This window comes from Alkalihalobacillus deserti (genome assembly GCF_020734105.1).
GTDB classification, from domain to species: Bacteria; Bacillota; Bacilli; order Bacillales; family Bacillaceae_D; genus Halalkalibacter; species Halalkalibacter deserti.
Map to the genome: position 1 here is coordinate 39,517 of NZ_JAJAFR010000004.1, position 18,481 is coordinate 57,997.

At 38.5% G+C, this 18,481-nt stretch carries 17 protein-coding genes and 1 other annotated feature; of the genes, 12 read left to right on the top strand and 5 right to left on the bottom strand.

Annotated features, from left to right (window positions below):
• Positions 1-39: 39 nt before the first annotated feature.
• Complete coding sequence (gene mnmM, locus LDX58_RS09115; RefSeq protein WP_227936531.1) at positions 40-612, bottom strand: tRNA 5-(aminomethyl)-2-thiouridylate-methyltransferase MnmM; 573 nt, start codon at positions 610-612, stop codon at positions 40-42.
• Positions 609-1,556, bottom strand: a complete 948-nt coding sequence (gene mnmL, locus LDX58_RS09120; protein ID WP_227936532.1) for a tRNA modification radical SAM protein MnmL/YtqA — start codon at positions 1,554-1,556, stop codon at positions 609-611. Before mnmL ends, mnmM begins: the two co-directional genes overlap by 4 nt.
• 430 nt (positions 1,557-1,986) lie before the next feature.
• Positions 1,987-2,198, top strand: a binding site (T-box leader).
• 133 nt (positions 2,199-2,331) lie between these two features.
• Between mnmL and leuS the strand changes: the two genes are divergently transcribed.
• The 3 genes from leuS (at position 2,332) to LDX58_RS09135 (ending at position 5,576) form a co-directional block, all read left to right on the top strand.
• Entirely contained in the window at positions 2,332-4,755 is a 2,424-nt protein-coding gene (leuS, locus tag LDX58_RS09125) for a leucine--tRNA ligase (RefSeq protein ID WP_227936533.1), read from the top strand.
• A 253-nt stretch (positions 4,756-5,008) separates the two neighbouring features.
• Complete coding sequence (locus LDX58_RS09130) at positions 5,009-5,377, top strand: hypothetical protein (RefSeq protein WP_227936534.1); 369 nt, start codon at positions 5,009-5,011, stop codon at positions 5,375-5,377.
• A complete protein-coding gene (locus tag LDX58_RS09135) occupies positions 5,349-5,576 on the top strand; it encodes a hypothetical protein (RefSeq protein WP_227936535.1) in 228 nt (75 codons plus the stop codon). The genes LDX58_RS09130 and LDX58_RS09135 overlap by 29 nt, the downstream gene beginning before the upstream one ends.
• 158 nt (positions 5,577-5,734) lie before the next feature.
• Here the strand turns inward: LDX58_RS09135 and LDX58_RS09140 are convergent, their stop codons facing one another.
• A complete protein-coding gene (locus LDX58_RS09140) occupies positions 5,735-7,006 on the bottom strand; it encodes a BaiN/RdsA family NAD(P)/FAD-dependent oxidoreductase (protein WP_227936536.1) in 1,272 nt (423 codons plus the stop codon).
• Between the two features lie 300 nt (positions 7,007-7,306).
• On the opposite strand from LDX58_RS09140, the gene LDX58_RS09145 reads away from it, so the two are divergent.
• The 5 genes from LDX58_RS09145 (at position 7,307) to LDX58_RS09165 (ending at position 13,256) form a co-directional block, all read left to right on the top strand.
• A complete protein-coding gene (locus tag LDX58_RS09145) occupies positions 7,307-8,941 on the top strand; it encodes a putative polysaccharide biosynthesis protein (protein WP_227936537.1) in 1,635 nt (544 codons plus the stop codon).
• Between the two features lie 337 nt (positions 8,942-9,278).
• On the top strand, positions 9,279-10,433 hold the full coding sequence (ftsW, locus tag LDX58_RS09150; RefSeq protein ID WP_227936538.1) for a putative lipid II flippase FtsW: 1,155 nt from the start codon (positions 9,279-9,281) through the stop codon (positions 10,431-10,433).
• A gap of 181 nt (positions 10,434-10,614) precedes the next feature.
• Positions 10,615-11,799: a rod shape-determining protein RodA gene (gene rodA / locus LDX58_RS09155; RefSeq protein WP_227936539.1), complete on the top strand. Its 1,185-nt coding sequence runs from the start codon at positions 10,615-10,617 to the stop codon at positions 11,797-11,799.
• 70 nt (positions 11,800-11,869) lie between these two features.
• Positions 11,870-12,559 carry an NAD(P)-binding domain-containing protein gene (locus tag LDX58_RS09160; RefSeq protein ID WP_227936540.1) on the top strand — a complete coding sequence of 230 codons (690 nt, stop codon included), beginning with the start codon at positions 11,870-11,872 and terminating at the stop codon, positions 12,557-12,559.
• Complete coding sequence (locus LDX58_RS09165) at positions 12,546-13,256, top strand: pseudouridine synthase (RefSeq protein ID WP_227936541.1); 711 nt, start codon at positions 12,546-12,548, stop codon at positions 13,254-13,256. The genes LDX58_RS09160 and LDX58_RS09165 overlap by 14 nt, the downstream gene beginning before the upstream one ends.
• Before the next feature lie 288 nt (positions 13,257-13,544).
• On the opposite strand, the gene LDX58_RS09170 is transcribed toward LDX58_RS09165, so the two are convergent.
• Entirely contained in the window at positions 13,545-13,763 is a 219-nt protein-coding gene (locus LDX58_RS09170; RefSeq protein ID WP_227936542.1) for a DeoR family transcriptional regulator, read from the bottom strand.
• A gap of 301 nt (positions 13,764-14,064) precedes the next feature.
• Between LDX58_RS09170 and pepV the strand changes: the two genes are divergently transcribed.
• Positions 14,065-15,468, top strand: coding sequence for a dipeptidase PepV (gene pepV, locus LDX58_RS09175; RefSeq protein ID WP_227936867.1), 1,404 nt, complete (start codon positions 14,065-14,067; stop codon positions 15,466-15,468).
• Positions 15,469-15,771: 303 nt separating this feature from the next.
• Here pepV and cysK read toward each other — a convergent pair whose 3' ends face one another.
• Positions 15,772-16,698 carry a cysteine synthase A gene (cysK, locus tag LDX58_RS09180; protein ID WP_227936543.1) on the bottom strand — a complete coding sequence of 309 codons (927 nt, stop codon included), beginning with the start codon at positions 16,696-16,698 and terminating at the stop codon, positions 15,772-15,774.
• A 119-nt stretch (positions 16,699-16,817) separates the two neighbouring features.
• Between cysK and thpR the strand changes: the two genes are divergently transcribed.
• The 3 genes from thpR to LDX58_RS09195 are packed head-to-tail and all read left to right on the top strand — an operon-like array spanning position 16,818 to position 18,417.
• Entirely contained in the window at positions 16,818-17,372 is a 555-nt protein-coding gene (gene thpR, locus LDX58_RS09185) for an RNA 2',3'-cyclic phosphodiesterase (protein ID WP_227936544.1), read from the top strand.
• Entirely contained in the window at positions 17,369-17,737 is a 369-nt protein-coding gene (locus LDX58_RS09190) for a CidA/LrgA family protein (RefSeq protein ID WP_227936545.1), read from the top strand. Before thpR ends, LDX58_RS09190 begins: the two co-directional genes overlap by 4 nt.
• Positions 17,734-18,417, top strand: a complete 684-nt coding sequence (locus tag LDX58_RS09195) for an LrgB family protein (protein WP_227936546.1) — start codon at positions 17,734-17,736, stop codon at positions 18,415-18,417. Before LDX58_RS09190 ends, LDX58_RS09195 begins: the two co-directional genes overlap by 4 nt.
• Positions 18,418-18,481 lie beyond the last annotated feature (64 nt).

Consider the following 18,481-nt stretch of genomic DNA (forward strand, 5'->3'; position numbering starts at 1 on the left):
TTTCTATATTTTCGACGCTTTTTTTTGATTTGTCAAAAATTAGCGCTTTTCAATTGCGATGATGAAAGGAGGATCGTTTGCTTGATTAATAAACTCATATTTGAGTACGTGTGCATGACGTTGATCAATTTGCTCAACAAAAGAAAGTACCTGATTTTTCTCTTCCTTTCCCTCGTCATGTCCATGATAAATGACAAGAACGATGATACCGCTAGGAGCCATCATTTCAAGTAAGGCACTAACAGCGGCCAATGTGGAGGTGTATGTTGTGACAATGGATTTATCTCCTCCTGGCAAAAAGCCCAAATTAAAAATGGCTCCTTTTAAGCGCCTGTAATCCAGTTTTGAAATCACCTGACGTACGTTCTCGTGTCCTCTTTGGATAAGTTCTACTCTTGATAAAACATGATGCTCCTGTAATCGACTAGTTGTAGCTGCTATCGCTTGTTCTTGAATATCAAATCCATAAACCAATCCGTCTTCCCCTACTAGATTTGCGAGAAAAAGAGTGTCATGACCATTTCCTACCGTACAATCGACAGCAATATCACCAGCTTGAATGGCTTGTTCTAATAGGAAACGGGCAAAAGGTAAAACACCGTATATTTTCATTGGTTTAATGGCTCCTTTATATAGAATTTTCCTTGCCAACTATCGCGCCTCAAAAGTTCAGATTCAATTCCATTAAGAACACTCCACTTATTCATGCTCCACATCGGACCAATCATAATATCAGCAGGCCCATCTCCGGTTAAGCGGTGAATGACCATTTCTGGGGGTAACACTTCTAATTGATCAACAACAAGACTAATATAAGTTTCTTGACTCATCAATTCAACCAGTCCTTTTTCAAACTGTTTCACCATTGGCGTTTTTTTTAATAAATGAAGAAGGTGGATTTTAATTCCTTGAACATCCAACTTCACGACTTCTTGAGTGGTTTCCATCATCATCTTATGGTCCTCAAGTGGGAGGCCATTAATAATATGGGCACAAACATTAATACCATGTTTTCTAAGCTTTTCTACACCTTCCTTATAGCATTGATAATCATGAGCGCGATTGATGAGTAGAGCTGTTCTCTCATGGACCGTTTGCAAACCAAGTTCAACCCATAAGAACGTTCGTTTGTTAAGTTCAGCTAAATAGTCAATGACGTCGTCTGGAAGGCAGTCAGGTCTCGTTGCAATCGAAAGACCAACAACCCCTTCTTGCTGTAAGATCACTTCAAAATATTCTCGTAATGTTTCGACAGGTGCATACGTATTTGAATAGGCTTGAAAGTAACCGATATATTTTCCAGTTTTCCATTTTTTATGCATACGTTCTTTAATCGTATTAAATTGTGTAACAAGATCATCCCGTCGATCTCCAGCAAAATCTCCTGATCCTCTTTCACTACAAAATGTACATCCACCATGTGCGACATTGCCGTCACGATTTGGACAATCAAAACCAGCATCAAGAGGTACCTTAAATACTTTTTCGCCAAAATGATTTTTCAAATAATGATTCCAAGAATAATAACGTTTTTCTCCGAAATTAGCTATGCTCATTGATCTCGCCTTTCTATCTTAACTTCTGTCATTGATCTACTTTTATTGTAGCACGTCTGAAAAAGAATCTTCAAAAAAGTACTTTATTAAGGTGTTACGAAAGAAAGAGATTGCAAATAGTGAGAGATCTTCTAAGACGTCTTCGGCTGTTAACGTGAATTATTGGTTGATTGATACTAATGCGGAGTTGCAATGGCTTCACTCACTGCGCGTCGATCCGAGAAAACCACTCGGATCGACTTAAAACATTGCAATGGCTGAGAGCTTTTGATTTGCTGCTAATAATTTTGTTTGGATTTACTATTGCTGTTTTATTTATCTACGACTAAACGGTTAAAACAATTCAACCGAAAAGAAGAAGAAGTATCAGTTGGTGGTTAGCCTGCTTGACAGTGAGGGTTTGAATCCCTAAAATAACAAGTAAGTTCATATGCTGACGTAGAAAAGGAGTAGTACTCATATTTGGGAAACTAGAGAGCTGACGGTTGGTGCAAGTCAGTCGAACAACTATGACGAACTCGCCTTGGAGTTTTGAGAGAATTATCTTTCAACGGGTCACGAACGTTACACGTGAAGAGCGAATGATTAAATTCATTAATGTGGGTGGTACCGCGGGAAGTATAGATGACTCTCGTCCCTAACAATCTTGTTAGGGGTGGGAGTCTTTTTGTATGACCGAGAAGATAAAAGGATAGGTTGTTTTTATCTTTTCTTCAGGACTAGCTCTATTAAATCACCATTTGAACAAAGGGTTAACTATAGGAGGATGGAAAAGATGTCATTTTCACATGTACAAGTCGAAAAAAAGTGGCAACAGTATTGGGAAGAAAATAAAACGTTCCGTACGACTGAGGACGAAAATAAACCGAAGTTTTACGCGCTAGATATGTTCCCGTATCCTTCTGGGGCCGGTCTTCATGTTGGTCATCCAGAAGGCTATACAGCAACTGATATTTTATCACGTATGAAAAGAATGCAAGGGTATAATGTGCTGCATCCGATGGGGTGGGATGCATTTGGATTACCTGCTGAGCAATATGCACTCGATACAGGAAATGACCCAGCTGAATTTACGGAAAAGAATATCAATACGTTTCGCCGACAAATTAAAGATCTAGGCTTTTCTTATGATTGGGACCGTGAAATTAATACGACTGATCCGGAGTACTACAAATGGACGCAATGGATTTTCACCAAGCTTTTTGAAAAGGATTTAGCTTACATTGATGAGGTTGCTGTTAACTGGTGTCCAGCACTTGGAACGGTTCTGGCCAATGAAGAAGTAATTGATGGCAAGAGTGAGCGTGGCGGCCATCCAGTAGAACGCCGTCCAATGAAGCAATGGATGTTGAAAATTACAGCGTATGCCGATCGTTTGCTAGAAGATCTTGAAGATCTTGATTGGCCTGAAAGCATTAAAGATATGCAACGTAACTGGATTGGGAAATCTGAAGGAGCAGAAGTTACGTTTAAGGTAGACGGACATGATCAAGAAGATGTAAAAGTGTTTACAACACGCCCAGATACGCTTTTTGGTGCGACCTACCTGGTAATAGCTCCTGAACATAAACTTGTGGACGTGATCACGACAGCTGAGCAGCAAGAGCAAGTAGATACATACAAAGCGAAGGTTGCCGCTAAAAGTGATTTAGAGCGTACTGAATTATCTAAAGAAAAAACAGGCATCTTTACCGGAGCTTTTGCGGTTAACCCTGTAAATGGAGAACGTATTCCAATCTGGATTGCCGATTACGTTCTAGTTAGTTACGGAACTGGAGCGATTATGGCTGTTCCTGCTCATGATGAGCGTGACTATGAATTTGCTAAAGTATTTGACTTAAAGATACAAGAAGTTGTGGCAGGCGGGGATATCGAAACAGAGGCTTATACGGGTGATGGAGAGCATGTGAACTCCGATTTTTTAAACGGGCTTGATAAAGATACAGCTATTCGTAATATGATTGATTGGCTCGAAGCAAATCACTACGGGAAGAAGCAAGTGACATATCGCCTTCGTGATTGGTTGTTTAGCCGTCAACGTTACTGGGGGGAACCGATCCCTGTTATTCATTGGGAAGATGGTACGATGACAACCGTGCCAGAGAGTGAGCTTCCACTTGCATTGCCAAAAATGCAGGAAATCAGACCATCTGGCACAGGAGAGTCTCCGCTAGCCAATGAAAAAAGTTGGGTAGAAGTCGTTGATTCTGAAACAGGAAAAAAAGGACGTCGTGAAACGAATACAATGCCGCAATGGGCTGGCAGTTGCTGGTATTACCTTCGTTTTATTGATCCTAGAAATACAAAAGCACTTGCTGATCCAGAAAAAATTAAAAAATGGCTTCCTGTTGATATTTATATCGGCGGGGCGGAGCATGCAGTTCTTCACTTGTTATATGCTCGTTTCTGGCATAAGTTTCTTTATGATATCGGTGTTGTCCCAACAAAAGAACCATTCCAAAAATTATTTAACCAAGGAATGATTCTTGGAGAAAACAACGAAAAAATGAGTAAGTCGAAAGGGAATGTTGTTAACCCTGACGATGTTGTAGAAAGCCATGGTGCTGATACATTGCGGTTATATGAAATGTTTATGGGCCCGTTAGACGGTTCAATCGCTTGGTCGACGGGTGGTTTAGATGGAGCTCGTCGTTTCCTTGATCGTGTATGGAGGTTATTTGTTGATGAAGCAACAGGTCAATTGAACTCACAAATCCAAGATAAAGCCGGTTCAGAAGGCTTTACACGTGTCTATCATCAATCAGTGAAAAAAATAACGGACGATATGACAGAGCTTCGCTTTAATGTTGCGATTTCACAAATGATGGTGTTCATTAACGAGGGCTATAAGCAAGAAGTGTTACCAAAGGAATTGATGGAAGGATTTGTTAAAATGCTTGCCCCGATTGCTCCACATTTGGCTGAGGAGTTATGGGAAAAGTTAGGGCGCTCAGGAACAATTAGTTATGAGGCTTGGCCTACCTTTGATGAAGCTTTACTAGTGGAAAATGAAGTAGAAGTGGTTGTTCAAATCAACGGAAAAGTAAAAGCCAAATTAGTGATCCCAACAGATGCCACTCGTGAGCAAATGGAAAAGATTGCAAAGCAAGACGAGAAAGTATTAAGTGCGATTGGTGAAAAGACGATTCGTAAAGTTATCGCGGTTCCGGGCAAGCTAGTGAATATCGTGGTGGGATAAGGTAAATGTAGCAGATTCATTCTCGTGAGAATGGGTCTGCTTTTTTTCTATTGGTTGTAAAAAAGGTTCCTGATAAGATGCAGAGGCTCCTATAATATTTCTGACTTTATCACAAGTAATAAGCAAATTAGATACTCTAACATGTTTGCTTAATTGGCCTTTACTATTTCCATGTACTTAAAAATGGATTCTTGATGTTTTTAACATTCTTTTTATCCTAATGGTTTACGTGCAGGAAAAGAAGGTTTTACCCGTGAGGAAATTAAAAATACTTTTTATAAGTCTAGCCATTATTGTGATCTTGTTCTTTAGTTGGAAACTAATTAAATCTGATTACGCTTATGTGTCTTATGATTATCAAATTGTGAATGAGTATAGAACAGATTTTGAGGAGCAGATTGCCTATGACTTAATGGGGATTTATCTTTCTCCTGAAGAAGTTGAAGCACAAAATCCCGCTTATTCCATTCGAACAAATGGTGGTTATAAAGTAAAAGGCTTAATTGGTCTTGAAATAACGGCCCCATATCTTCACGACGGGGAGTTGCGGTTGGAAAAGATCAAGAGAAATAACTTGAATTCCGGGCACGTTAATGAAAGGAAAGCTACCAGATCCTTATAACAGTCTAAAAGCGCTTATTGATAAAGACCTTAGACAAAAAGTGATTCAAACAAATCTTGCCGTTCCTGAATTAAAGGATGTTTACACAGAAGGCGTCGGTCATGAATTTCGGGTCGATCGAACTACTGGTTTTACAGAAGAAGACCAGGATGCGTTAATAAAGTACTTAATGATACTGAATTGTCGAAATAAACTGTAAAAAGGACTCCGTACACAGGTCCTTTTTACCTGTTCATATTGTGTATAACATTGTGGATAAAAAAACTATCCACAGAATAAAACAGTGAATTTGCAATGATTTTGATATTTGGACAGAAAAGATATAAATAAACTCAAAATCTGTGGATAATGTGGATATTAATTGTGGATGACTTGTTCTGCTGCTGATTTTCCGGCGGTATAACCTGTGGAAAAAGCAACTGTAATGTTATACCCACCTGTATAGCCATGAATATCAAGAACTTCTCCACAGAAAAACAGTCCTTGTTTCTTTTTTGAGTGCATCCTTTTCGGTTCTATCTCTTTAATCGAAATGCCTCCCCCTGTTACAAAAGCCTTTTCAATTGATAACGTGCCATTCGCCTCTAGAGAGAAATGCTTACATAGATTAGCAATTGAACGTAGAACCTCATGCGTAACCGTTGATGCCTGAGCCTGGCTATCTATAGAAAGCTTGTCATAAGCAAAAAGTAAAAAACGTTCTGTAGCAAAACCTTTTAAAAGATTTTTTAAAGATTTTTTTGGTTCAGCTTTTATTTTAGCTAATAATTGTTGAAATAGAGCTTCTTCTGTTAATGATGGGAAGAGGTCTATTTCCATTTTAATGGTTTTGGTTTTGAATTTCTTTAAAGCTTTTACCACATATTGACTACAGCGAAGAGCAGCCGGACCAGAAATACCAAAGTGAGTAAAGATCATATCCCCATCATGAGTTTTTATTTTTTTCCCCTTTGGATCAAAGACGGAAAGTTCAATGTCTCGTAATGATAAGCCTTGCAGTGTTTTCTCACGGATAAATGTCTCGTTTGATGTGATAGGCACCTCAGTTGGATAAAGCTCTGTAATCGTATGACCGGCTTTTTCTGCCCATGGATAACCATCGCCTGTGCTGCCGGTGTGCGGCACTGATTTCCCACCAGTTGCGACAATAACACTAGTAGTTGGGAGACGTTCACCGCTTTGTAAAACGACTTCGGACACTGCTTCTTGATCATAGTTAATTGTTTTAACCGCGGTATTTATACGAATGTCAACTCCTAGTTTCCGGACTTGGTTTAGTAACGTTTCAACGACCGTGGTTGCTTTGTCATTCACGGGAAACATGCGTCCCCGATCTTCTTCTTTAAGCTGAATACCTAACCCTTCGAAAAATTGAATGATATTTTCGTTATTGAAAACAGAGAAAGGACTATGCATGAAGCGACCATTTCCTGGAATGTGAGCGATTAAATCTTGAATTTCCATGCGATTGGTTACATTACAACGTCCACCACCAGAAATGGCTAGCTTTCGACCGAGTTTATTTCCTTTATCAACAAGAAGCACAGTCGCTCCATGCTCGGCTGCTGCGATCGAAGCCATTAATCCAGAAGGGCCACCACCAATTACGATGACGTCATATTTTTTCATCATTTTCACCTCGAAACAGTATGTGTGCTTTAAAAAGCAAAACGCGATGTATTAACTTTTAATAGCCTAGAACGGCTTGATTTTGCTTTGAAATATATTAAAAAAGAGGAAATCAGTTTTGGGACGTATGGTACAAGAGTAGCATGTTTGAATGTAAAAAGGAATTTGATAAAACGAGCAACGAGCATCATACTATGGTAAAATGCAAAAGGAGTTCTAACGGATTAAGGATGCTTATTTTCAGCTTGCACCTTTTTTTTATTCATTAGTCAAGTATCTATTGAAAGAAGGTATCATGGAATGTCTGATTCAAAGTTAATGCGCGGAACGATGGTGTTAACCGCAGCCACTTTCGCTTCGAAAATACTAGGTCTTATCTATATATTTCCATTTACAGCAATTGTTGGTCAAACAGGAATAGCTCTATATACATATGGATATTTACCGTACACCTTTTTACTGAGTTTAGCAACGCTTGGCGTACCACTAGCTGTATCTAAATTTGTATCAAAATACAATGCTTTAGGCGATTATCGCACGGGGCACCGTTTGTTTAAATCAGGCCTTATTGTTATGTCGATCTCAGGATTTATTGCTTTTTTGCTTTTGTATTTTGCAGCACCGTACCTAGTTCCTCTCATCATTGAAAATCCAACCGAAGAAGGTAATACGTTTGAGGATATTGTTTTTACGATTCGGATGGTGAGTGTAGCTTTAATCATTGTTCCGGTAATGTCGATCATACGTGGATATTTTCAAGGGTATCAATCAATGGGTCCGACGGCCGTCTCACAAGTAGTTGAACAAATTGTTCGGATTGTTTTCATTCTTGCCATTACGTATTCGATTGTAGAAGTGATGAATGGAACGATTGGTATAGCTGTAGGTTTTGCTACATTTGCAGCTTTTGTAGGGGCTATTGGTGGGCTGGTCGTGTTGTTAACATACTGGTTTAAACGGAAAAAATATATCCATGAGCAAATTGAACAAAGTAAGGTCGATCATCAATTACCATTAAAGTCTATTTATCGGGAATTAATTAAATATGCGTTACCCCTTTCTTTTGTTGGGCTAGCGATCCCTCTTTATCAGCTCATTGATTTGTTTACGTTTAACAAGACGTTAATAGGTTCCATGTTAAGTCAAAAAGAATCTGAAGTTGCTTTTGCTGTCTTTTCAAATACTGCACATAAGATCATTCTTATTCCAATGGCGCTTGCAACAGCTTTATCGATTACTCTTTTACCAACTATTACAAAATCGTATACAACAAATGATAAGCTTTTATTGCAAAAGCAAATTGATCAAACGTATCAACTTATTTTATTTCTAACGATTCCAGCAGCCGTTGGAATGTCAGTTTTAGCCTATCCGGCATTTGCTGCTCTTTATGGCATGGACGACTTTGAGATTGGCGGATATATCTTACGTTATTACGCACCAATCACGTTATTCTTTTCGCTTTTTGCTGTAACTGCCTCGATATTGCAAGGAATGAACAAACAAAAATTCGCTATTATTGCTCTTAGTGTAGGCCTTGGTTTAAAGTTTATTACAAACAGTTGGTTACTTTCAGTACTAGGTCCAGTTGGAGGCGTGCTAGCTACCTATATTGGTTATCTCTCATCAATCGTGATTACGGTTTGGGCGATTGGAAAGTTTGCTGAATTTAATTACACATTGATTGCTAAGCGAGCCCTCTTAATTAGCATCTTTGCCGCAATCATGGCTGTTGGTGTAAGTGTTGTGAATGCCGGTATGCAAACGTTCCTACCAATCACTTCGCAGCTACGTGCGTTTCCAAATTTATTTCTTGGGATCGCAGTTGGTGCAGTTATCTATTTATACCTCGGCTATCGTTCTAATTTGGCAGGGCAAGTTCTAGGAGCTAGATTTAGGTTTCTTAATAAAAAGAAACACCGTCAAAAGAGTTAGAGTCGAGTGATATGGGTTTCGATGAATGGTGAAAGCCTAACTTGAAGAGATGACTTGAAAGAATCAGCAGGTCGGCTCATTGCTTCTAAGAAAAGACCGCTCGATGTTTTTCTTAACTGGTTTGTGACTACGACTAAAGAGGAAATACTTTGTAAGTTCGACAAGGGTTGGCACTGAATGCCCCTTTTGCTTACATATGTCGTTTGATATAATAAGGTAGATAAAATGGGAGAGTCATTTTAAATTGACTTTAAAGAAGTTTGTATTCGCCATTTACTAGTTAACCATTAAAATAAGATTTAGTGTAACGTTGTTCCAAAAAAGCAAGGGGGGCGCGATGAAGTATTCATTTCGAAAAGATAACGATTGGTTGCTAATCATCACGACGTTCCTTTTGGCTGCGTTTGGGTTAGTGATGGTATTTAGCTCAAGTTATGCACTAGGAATTGTAAGGGAAAACCCGGATCCATATGCTTTTATACACAGACAATTTTTATGGTTTGGGTTAGCGACCTTTGCTTATTTTGTTATTATGCATTTTCCTTATCGATTATATAGAAAAATGTCACCTATAATCATCGTTATGTCACTTATAGCACTTATACTTGTGAAAGTGCCTGGACTTGGAGCTAATATTAACGGTGCAGAGCGTTGGGTAGATCTTGGTCCTTTAAGAATTCAGCCATCTGAATTTGTGAAACTTGGGATAATTATTTATTTAGCTCAAGTCTATTCTCATAAACAAGCTTATATAGATCAATTCATTAAAGGAGTTATGCCGCCTTTAGTTGTAGTCGGTTTTGTTTTTGGCTTAATTATGATGCAACCTGATTTAGGGACAGCTACGTCCATACTTTTAGTTACATTATTGCTGGTGTTTTTCTCTGGAGCGAAATGGAGGCATTTAATAGGCTTAGCGGCTGTTGGCGTATCTTTATTTATCGTATTTGCTTTATCAGCACCATACCGTGTTAAGCGATTGACTTCATTTCAAGATCCGTTCGCTGATCCAACTGATACAGGACACCAAGTCATTCAATCATATATTGCGATTGCTCATGGTGGTTTAGGTGGTACGGGTCTCGGCCAAAGTGTTCAGAAGTTATTTTATTTACCAGAGGCACATACAGATTTTATTTTAGCTGTTGTGGCAGAAGAGTTAGGTCTTTTAGGTGTCTTGTTTGTTTTAGGTGCTCATGCTCTTATTCTAACACGGGGAGTTATGATTGGAACGAAATGTAAAGATCCATTTGGAAGCTTGCTTGCCTTTGGGATCGTTTTTCAAATCTCCATTCAAATTATTTTTAACGTTGGGGCTGTCACTGGTTTACTTCCAATTACAGGAATTCCACTTCCGTTGATTAGTAATGGAGGATCATCTTTGTTAATCACACTTATTTCGCTAGCGATCTTAACGAATATATCTCGAAATAACATTCGACAGAAAAGACAATCAGCATACAAGGAAAACAAACAGCTTTCCGCTTCATAAAAGAGGTAGTTCAAAAAGGTTGGCTTTTACCTTTTTGAACTACCTCTAAGCAATGAGCGGAGCCGCTGCAATGTTTTAAGCCAACTATGAGCGGTCTTCTCATAGTAGGCGCGTAGCGTGCGAAGCCATTGCCACTGCTTGAAGAATAAGAGAAAACACGTAAATATAGATGGAGGCCACAATGGAAGAACGAAAAACGGGCTTTCAACAGATTGATTACACGTTACTCTTTCTGTTGTTTGTGCTCATGTGCTTTAGCTTATTAGCAATTTATAGTGGGTCTGGTCAATATTTTAGTGATGACCCAACTTACTATGTAAAGCGGCAAATTGTCTGGTTTGTTGTCGGTATTATCGTAATGGTGAGTATCATGATACTTGATTATGATCTGTTTAAAAACTTCTCCATTCCTTTTTACGGAATGGGAGTTACGCTGTTATTGCTTGTTGCGTATTCTCCATTAGGGGTGTTTCGCAATGGATCACAACGGTGGCTTGATGTGGGATCTATGGAGATCCAACCATCTGAATTTATGAAAATATTCTTAATTGTAGCTTTAGCTCATATGTTATATCGAGTAACGGTTAACAAAGGCACAAAAGACCTCAAGTCTGATTTGATCATTGTCGCAAAGGTTTGTGCCATTGGGTTACCACCGTTTTTCTTAATTTTGACACAACCAGATTTAGGAACAGCGCTTGTTATTGCGAGTATTATGGCAACGATGTTGTTAATGTCAGGTGTCGCTTGGAGGATCCTTACTGTTCTAGGTTTGGGTGCAGTTGGTGGAATCTTGACACTTATTTATTTTCATAACTACAATTTTAAATTATTCACACTATTTATTGAACCGCATCAGCTTGAGCGAATTTATGGGTGGCTAGATCCTTATGAGCATCAAGGGACGTACGGGTATCAGCTAGTTAATGCAATGAGAGGAATTGGATCAGGTCAATTATATGGCAGTGGATTTATGAATGGAATTCAGACACAAAGTGATCGGATTCCTGAAATTCATACTGATTTTATATTTACAGTGATTGGGGAAGAGTTCGGTTTCCTCGGAGCAACGATTTTAATCGTAACCTACTTTCTATTATTTTACCGAATGGTCATTATTGCTTTGACTTGCAATAATTTATTTGGAACCTATTTGGTTTCAGGTGTGATTGGATTGCTTGTGTTCCAAGTGTTTCAAAATGTCGCAATGACCATTGGATTAATGCCGATAACAGGTTTAGCTCTTCCATTCATTAGCTATGGGGGAAGCGCGCTTTTAACGAATATGATTGCGATTGGCATCGTATTAAATGTAAATATACGAACAAGACATTATATGTTTGAGACCAAAGAATCAAGTATGTAAGAGTTGCTAATCAATGATTATCAGCTCTTTTTTCTCTTTTGGGCTTGACTACAATAGAGGAGGCCGATATATGAAGTTGATTGTAGGGTCTGGACGACTTGCTAGTATGTTGTTGGCGTTATTGAGAAAAAATAATCAGATATTCTTATACGGTAGAAATCAAGAGACGGTTACTAAATTACTGGAAGAATTTCCTTATGTTAAAAGAGGAGATAAAGAAGTATTTTCTCAAGTTAAAGATGTGTTTCTGTGTTTGCCCCCTGGTGCATATGAGTCATTCCTAACGTCTAATAAGAACCTTTTTTCTAGCGACGTTACCTTTTTTCACATGGCTACTGCGTTTCAAGAAAAGGATGTAAAAGAGATTGTTGGGGGCAAACGAGTTATTCCTTTAAAATTGGCAGGTCATGCTGCAGTTGTAAAAAAAGAGCGAAAAGGAGTGTTTGTCATTCCGGAACATGTTCGACATGAGCGAGAAAACATTATAAAATGGTTTCCTACTATGAATGTTGAGGTTGCACCTGAAGAGGACGTACTTCTCGCAAATCAGTTAGGGACAGAAGCTGCCATTACTATGGTGTTAAATCTTAAAGAAACATTAAAACAGCATGATATTTCACCACTAATTGCAAAACAGACTATCAATCAAACCGTACAAGGTGTGATCACAGGTTATCAAACAAATGATTTAGGTGAATTTGCTAAAAAAATAGTAGAGCAGTTGAAAGAGAAAGGTGACAAGTCTAATGAGGATGGATAAGCTATTAGCCAATATGGGTTTTGGTACAAGAAAAGATGTAAAGAAACTAATGAAATCTGGTGGGGTTCACGTAAATGGAGAAATTGTTAAAGAGGGCAAGGTTCATGTTGATCCTGATCAAGATTTAGTAACTGTTTTTGGAGAAGAAGTAAAATATAAATCTCATATTTATTTAATGATGAATAAACCACAAGGAGTCATTTCGGCAACAGAAGATAGTGAGCATGAGACGGTTATTGATCTCATTCTTTATGAGCATGCGATGTATGAACCATTTCCAGTCGGTCGACTAGACAAAGATACAGAAGGTTTTTTGCTCATTACAAATGATGGTCAATTTTCACATGCTCTTATGTCTCCTAAGAGGCATGTACCGAAAACATATGTTGCAACAGTAAGAGGAAAGGTGATAGAAGAAGACGTAGAAATGTTCAAGCGTGGAGTGACGTTAGACGATGGATATGAAACGAAGCCTGCTCAGTTAATTATATTAAAACAAGGTGAGATATCTGAGATAGAACTTACTATTACAGAGGGGAAATATCATCAAGTGAAACGTATGTTTGAAGCCGTGGATAAAAAAGTTCTAACGTTAAAGAGAACAAAAATAGGCAATTTAACTCTAGATCCCGAGCTTGAATTAGGAACATACAGGGAATTAACAGCAAAGGAAATAGAATTACTTCTAGCAAAGTAAGGGGAATGAGGCTTAAAGTAATTAGTGAATTGTTTGAATCCTCATGAATCATTGTTGAACGAAGACCACTTTAAACTTTAATAAGGAAATTACTCATTGAAGTCAGAAATAAAATCAAAAGTGCCAGTTCAAGTAGCTAATAGATCTAATCTCGTATCTCAAAAAAGTTGAAAAATTCATTATAGTTTTAAACGGGAAATTAGGCATCATCTTTTAAAAAAAGGTGACTTAGGAATATCTCAAAAGTGAGATAGCTCTTAGTCACCTTTTTCTTTTAATATAGATTCGTTAAGATACTCGAGTTTTCTTCTTCGTTACGCTCCACTTGCCACGTGCGGGACTTGCAACGAGATTGTTGTATTCCAATACATTAAGGTCACGTTGAATGGTCCGTTGGGTGATGCCGAATTCTTCAACTAACTCATTCGTGGTGACGGTCCCCCTTTGTTTAATGTAAAGGTAGATAGACTTGATACGAGTCAGCATACGATCAGTTGAAGTTTTCAAAAAACCACTCCTTATTCATAATCATGACTTGATTAGTAGAGTCTATGTAATGACATGTTTAATGATGCATGACATCACTGATGTTTTGGAAAATTCTGACTAATGAGCTATAGGGGAGATGACCGTTACAGTGCCTTCGTGTTTGCTTTTTAAAAATAGTCACTGTAAAGTTGAAAAGGGTCCCTGTGGCAAATGAATCATCATTCCCTTAATGTTTCCATTTTACAATAATTCGTTCAACTATGCAAAATGTTGTACGATTATATTTCGTAATTATAAGAGGTGGTAAAGAATGTTGAAAATAAATTGGTTAGATGAAGTTAAAAAAAGAAGTGAACAAATCGTGATAGAAACCCAAGAATTTCTGCGGATTGATAGCGTTTTAGACGAATCGACAGTTAGTGAGTCGCGTCCGTTTGGTGAAGGAATTGCAACTGCATTAGAGCATTTATTAACAAAAGGTGAAAAACATAATTTCTTTGTAAAAAACATCGATGGTTTTGCCGGGGTCATTGAATACGGCCAGGGAGCAGAGAGTGTGGGGGTTTTATGTCATATTGATGTTGTACCTGCAGGTGATGGTTGGATATCTCCTCCGTTTTCTGCGGAAGTTCGTAATAACCAGATCTATGCCCGAGGTGCAATTGATAATAAAGGTCCAACCATAGCTGCTTTTTGGGCATTGGCGATTGTAAAAGAACTTCAACTACCTATACATAAACGTGTGCGAATGATTATTGGTACAGATGAAGAAAGCAATTGGCGTTGTGTCGATCATTATTTTAAACATGAAGAGATGCCGACAATGGGTTTTGCTCCGGATGCTGATTTTCCGATTATTCATGCGGAGAAGGGCATTATGGATGTTACATTTAATTGGAAAGAGAGAAAGGATCCAACCGTTTCCGCTATAAAGGTTGAAAGGTTTGATGCTGGGGAACGCTTTAATATGGTCCCTGGCAGGGCGAAAGTTGTTATAAAGGGACATCGCCAACAGTTAGATGAAATAGAAGTTGAATATCAATCTTACCTGTTAGAGCATCAGCATAATGGACAGGCTGAATTTAAGGATCATTGTTTAATTCTATCATACGACGGAATTTCTGCTCATGGCTCCACCCCAGAAAATGGGTTGAATGCAGGTGTATACCTTGCCCAATTTCTTTTGAAGTTCTCTTTCCAACAATCGGCCAATGAGTTTGTTCAGTTGATCAACCAGTATTGTGATTTTACAGGTGAGGCTTTGCAGATTGCGGTAAGTGATGATGTTTCAGGAGCTTTATCGATGAATGCAGGACTCCTTCAATTTAAAGCAGGTGGAGAAGCGAAGATTGGTTTAAATATACGTTATCCTGTGACGGCATCTGGAGAAGCATGCCTAAGTAGACTAAGGCAACTTGCCGAGGAATGGAATACTGATTTTGAAGTCCAGGATCATATGGAACCCAATTATGTAGAAAAAGATCATCCGCTCATTCAAACATTACAAGGCGTTTACCGACGTCAGACAGGGGAGGATCCAACTCTACTAGCAATTGGTGGCGGGACGTATGCTCGTTCACTTACAACGGGAGTCGCGTTCGGACCGATGTTTCCTGGACGTGAGGATGTAGCGCATAAAAAAGATGAGTATATCGACATCGATGATCTTTTAAAAATGACTGCATTATATGCGGAAGCCATTTATGAATTAGCAAAAGGCTAACTACACAAGTTAGCCTTTCAAACCCGTATTTTTAATAAGGGAGTTCTCTTAAATACGTTTTCAAGTCACCAAGACATCTCTTGCTTATTATAACGAAGAAAAGAGAGCTATTATGTAACCAAGTAAAGTACGCAAATTGTAACCAAGCAAAGTACGCAATTGTAACCAAGCAAAGTACGCAATTGTAACCAAGCAAAGTACGCATATTGTAACCAAGCAAAGTACGCATATTGTAACCAAGCAAAGTACGCAAATTGTAACCAAGCAAAGTACGCATATTGTAACCAAGCAAAGTACGCTTGGTTACTCAAACAAGTCAGTTGAGAGGTAGCGTTCACCGGTGTCACAAGCGATTGCGACGACAACGTCATCTGGGCCAAGCCTTTTGGCGACTTCCATAGCTGCAAAGCAGGCAGCTCCAGAAGAAGGGCCTACTAAAATCGCTTCACGTCTAGCTAGGTCTCTTGTTACTCGGTAAGCGTCTTCGTCTTCAATTTTAAAGATTTCTTGATAAACCTTTTCATTTAAAATCGGTGGAATAAATCCAGGGCTTGTTCCAACAAGCTTATGGGGACCTGGTTTACCACCGGATAAAACAGGTGACCCTGCTGGTTCTACAACATGAATCGTTGCTTGAGGGTAGAACTTTTGCAATTCTTCGCCTGTACCTGTTATGGTACCGCCTGTTCCGGAAGCGGCTACAAAAGCAGACAAAGTTTTTCCCACTTGATCAAGCGCTTGTTTAATTTCTAGTGCGGTTGTATGACGGTGAGCACCAGGGTTTGCTTCGTTTTCAAATTGCATGGGCATGTAACTATTAGGAATTTCTTTTACCAATTGTTTCGCTTTTTCAATCGATCCAGGCATCTTTTCATCACCAGGTGTCAGGACGACTTCTGCACCGTATGCCTTTAATAGATTAATACGTTCAAGAGACATTGTATCCGGCATAACAAGGATCGACCGATATCCACGAGCTGCTGCGTTCATGGCAATGCCTATTCCTGTGTTCCCACTAGTTGGTTCAATAATCGTTGCTCCTGGTTTTAATAGACCTTCCTTTTCAGCTTGAATCATCATGTTATAAGCAGCTCGATCTTTGACGCTGCCACTTGGATTTTGCATTTCCATCTTCAAGTAAACAGTTGCTCCCTTAGGATCTGTTATGCGATTTAAACGTACAAGGGGGGTTTGTCCAATTAATTCTGCAATATTATTAACGACTCTCATTCATACACTTCCTCTTTCATTTATAGTATGTTTCATTTTATCATATTAAGAGGGCAATTGACTAAAACAAGCAGGAAAGTAAAACACATGAAAAGAAATTATTAGGGAAGGTGTTTGAGATGCAGTCACATTATTTTTTAGCTGTTCCGTTACCTATTGAATTAAAGAAAGAAATCAAAAGAACAATTGAGGATGAAACACTATCATTTAAACGTTGGGTACATGAAGAGGATTATCATATAACGCTTGTTTTCTTAGGGGCATGTACAGAAGAACAATTAGAAAAGATTCAAAGAAAATGTTCAATCGAGCTAGCAAAGTCGGAATCGTTTTCACTTGAATTTTCTACTTTGGGTACTTATGGAAAAAAAGAAGAACCTAGAATATTTTGGCTCGGAGTTAAGGACCAGCCCTTGTTGCACGTTTTAAGAAAAAAGGTAAGTGCCATTTGTGAAGAGGTAGGGTTTAAACAAGAAAAAAGACCATTCTCTCCTCACATTACCGTTGCTAGAAAATGGGTTGGTGTTGAACGTTATCAAGAAGAATTCGTGAAAGATATAAAGTTAAATAAAAAGTGGAAAGTGGATAAGGTCATTTTGTATAAAAGTGTTCTATCTGAAGAACCAAAATATAAAGAAATAGGTGTCTTTTCACTAAATGGGATAGAACAATGAAGATCGTTTTAATAGTGTCTCAGTTCTTCATATTATCGACTTTTTATATGGCTGGACTTGGAATTCAAAAATGGTTGGCCTTACCGATACCGGGCAGTATTATTGGAATGCTGCTTCTCTTTTTTGCATTAACGACAAACGTGTTACCTGTTCGACTTATAGACATGGGATCGACTTTCATTCTAAAACATATGCCGTTGCTCTTTTTACCAGTAACCGTTGGGATTTTACAATTTTTAGATTTGTTTTCTGGTAATGGAATTCTATTAATCTTCATTACTCTTATTAGTACGATTATGGTAATGGTCGTTTCAGGGTTGATCGGTCAAAAGTTAGTTAAAAGAAGCGAGGTTCAAAAGGAATGACTATCATTGGGTTTATTGCTATTATTAGTACAGTTCTTATTTATTTGGGGGCAAAAGTATTTTATCAACGTTTTCCTCATCCCTTTACTCTGCCATTATTAATTGCAACATTTATTATCGTTGTTGTTTTACTTGTATTTGATATTCCTTATAACACCTATTATATCGGAGGGCGTTGGTTAGAGTTACTATTGGGGCCAGCGGTAGTTGCGTTAGCTTATCCATTATATCGGCAGCTAGAAATGTTAAAGTCTCATTTCTTCCCGATCATTGCGAGTGTGAGCATAGGAGCAGTGATTGGAATCGTGAGTGGAATAGGGCTCTCAATGGTGTTTGGCATAGAAGAAGCATTGGTTTTCTCTCTTATTCCCAAATCAGTGACAACACCAGTGGCCATGGAGATTGCTTCAACAATTGGAGGAATTCCAGCGTTAGCTGCAGTACTAGTCATGGTTGCGGGGATAGGCGGCGTGGTCTTAGCACCTTATCTATATAAATGGTTAAACATAAACAGTGAGATTGGCAAGGGAATTGGTACGGGTTGCGCCACACATGCTATTGGTACGGCAAAAGCACTAGAAACGAGTGAAAAAGAAGGTGCAACTAGTTCAGTATCTATGACTTTAAGTGCCATTATTGTCTCGATAATTGGTCCCATTCTCGTCTATCTTTTTTACTGATAAACATGGTACGATCTAAAATGATTGATTAGGCGTTGTTATACACAAATAGATATAATTGGGG

Bases quoted from the DNA above. Each gene is read 5' to 3' on its own strand.
- mnmM (WP_227936531.1), bottom strand. From the start codon at position 612: ATGAAAATATACGGTGTTTTACCTTTTGCCCGTTTCCTATTAGAACAA.
- mnmL (WP_227936532.1), bottom strand. From the start codon at position 1,556: ATGAGCATAGCTAATTTCGGAGAAAAACGTTATTATTCTTGGAATCAT.
- leuS (WP_227936533.1), top strand. From the start codon at position 2,332: ATGTCATTTTCACATGTACAAGTCGAAAAAAAGTGGCAACAGTATTGG.
- LDX58_RS09135 (WP_227936535.1), top strand. From the start codon at position 5,349: ATGAAAGGAAAGCTACCAGATCCTTATAACAGTCTAAAAGCGCTTATT.
- LDX58_RS09140 (WP_227936536.1), bottom strand. From the start codon at position 7,006: ATGAAAAAATATGACGTCATCGTAATTGGTGGTGGCCCTTCTGGATTA.
- LDX58_RS09145 (WP_227936537.1), top strand. From the start codon at position 7,307: ATGTCTGATTCAAAGTTAATGCGCGGAACGATGGTGTTAACCGCAGCC.
- ftsW (WP_227936538.1), top strand. From the start codon at position 9,279: ATGAAGTATTCATTTCGAAAAGATAACGATTGGTTGCTAATCATCACG.
- rodA (WP_227936539.1), top strand. From the start codon at position 10,615: ATGGAAGAACGAAAAACGGGCTTTCAACAGATTGATTACACGTTACTC.
- LDX58_RS09160 (WP_227936540.1), top strand. From the start codon at position 11,870: ATGAAGTTGATTGTAGGGTCTGGACGACTTGCTAGTATGTTGTTGGCG.
- LDX58_RS09165 (WP_227936541.1), top strand. From the start codon at position 12,546: ATGAGGATGGATAAGCTATTAGCCAATATGGGTTTTGGTACAAGAAAA.
- cysK (WP_227936543.1), bottom strand. From the start codon at position 16,698: ATGAGAGTCGTTAATAATATTGCAGAATTAATTGGACAAACCCCCCTT.
- thpR (WP_227936544.1), top strand. From the start codon at position 16,818: ATGCAGTCACATTATTTTTTAGCTGTTCCGTTACCTATTGAATTAAAG.
- LDX58_RS09190 (WP_227936545.1), top strand. From the start codon at position 17,369: ATGAAGATCGTTTTAATAGTGTCTCAGTTCTTCATATTATCGACTTTT.
- LDX58_RS09195 (WP_227936546.1), top strand. From the start codon at position 17,734: ATGACTATCATTGGGTTTATTGCTATTATTAGTACAGTTCTTATTTAT.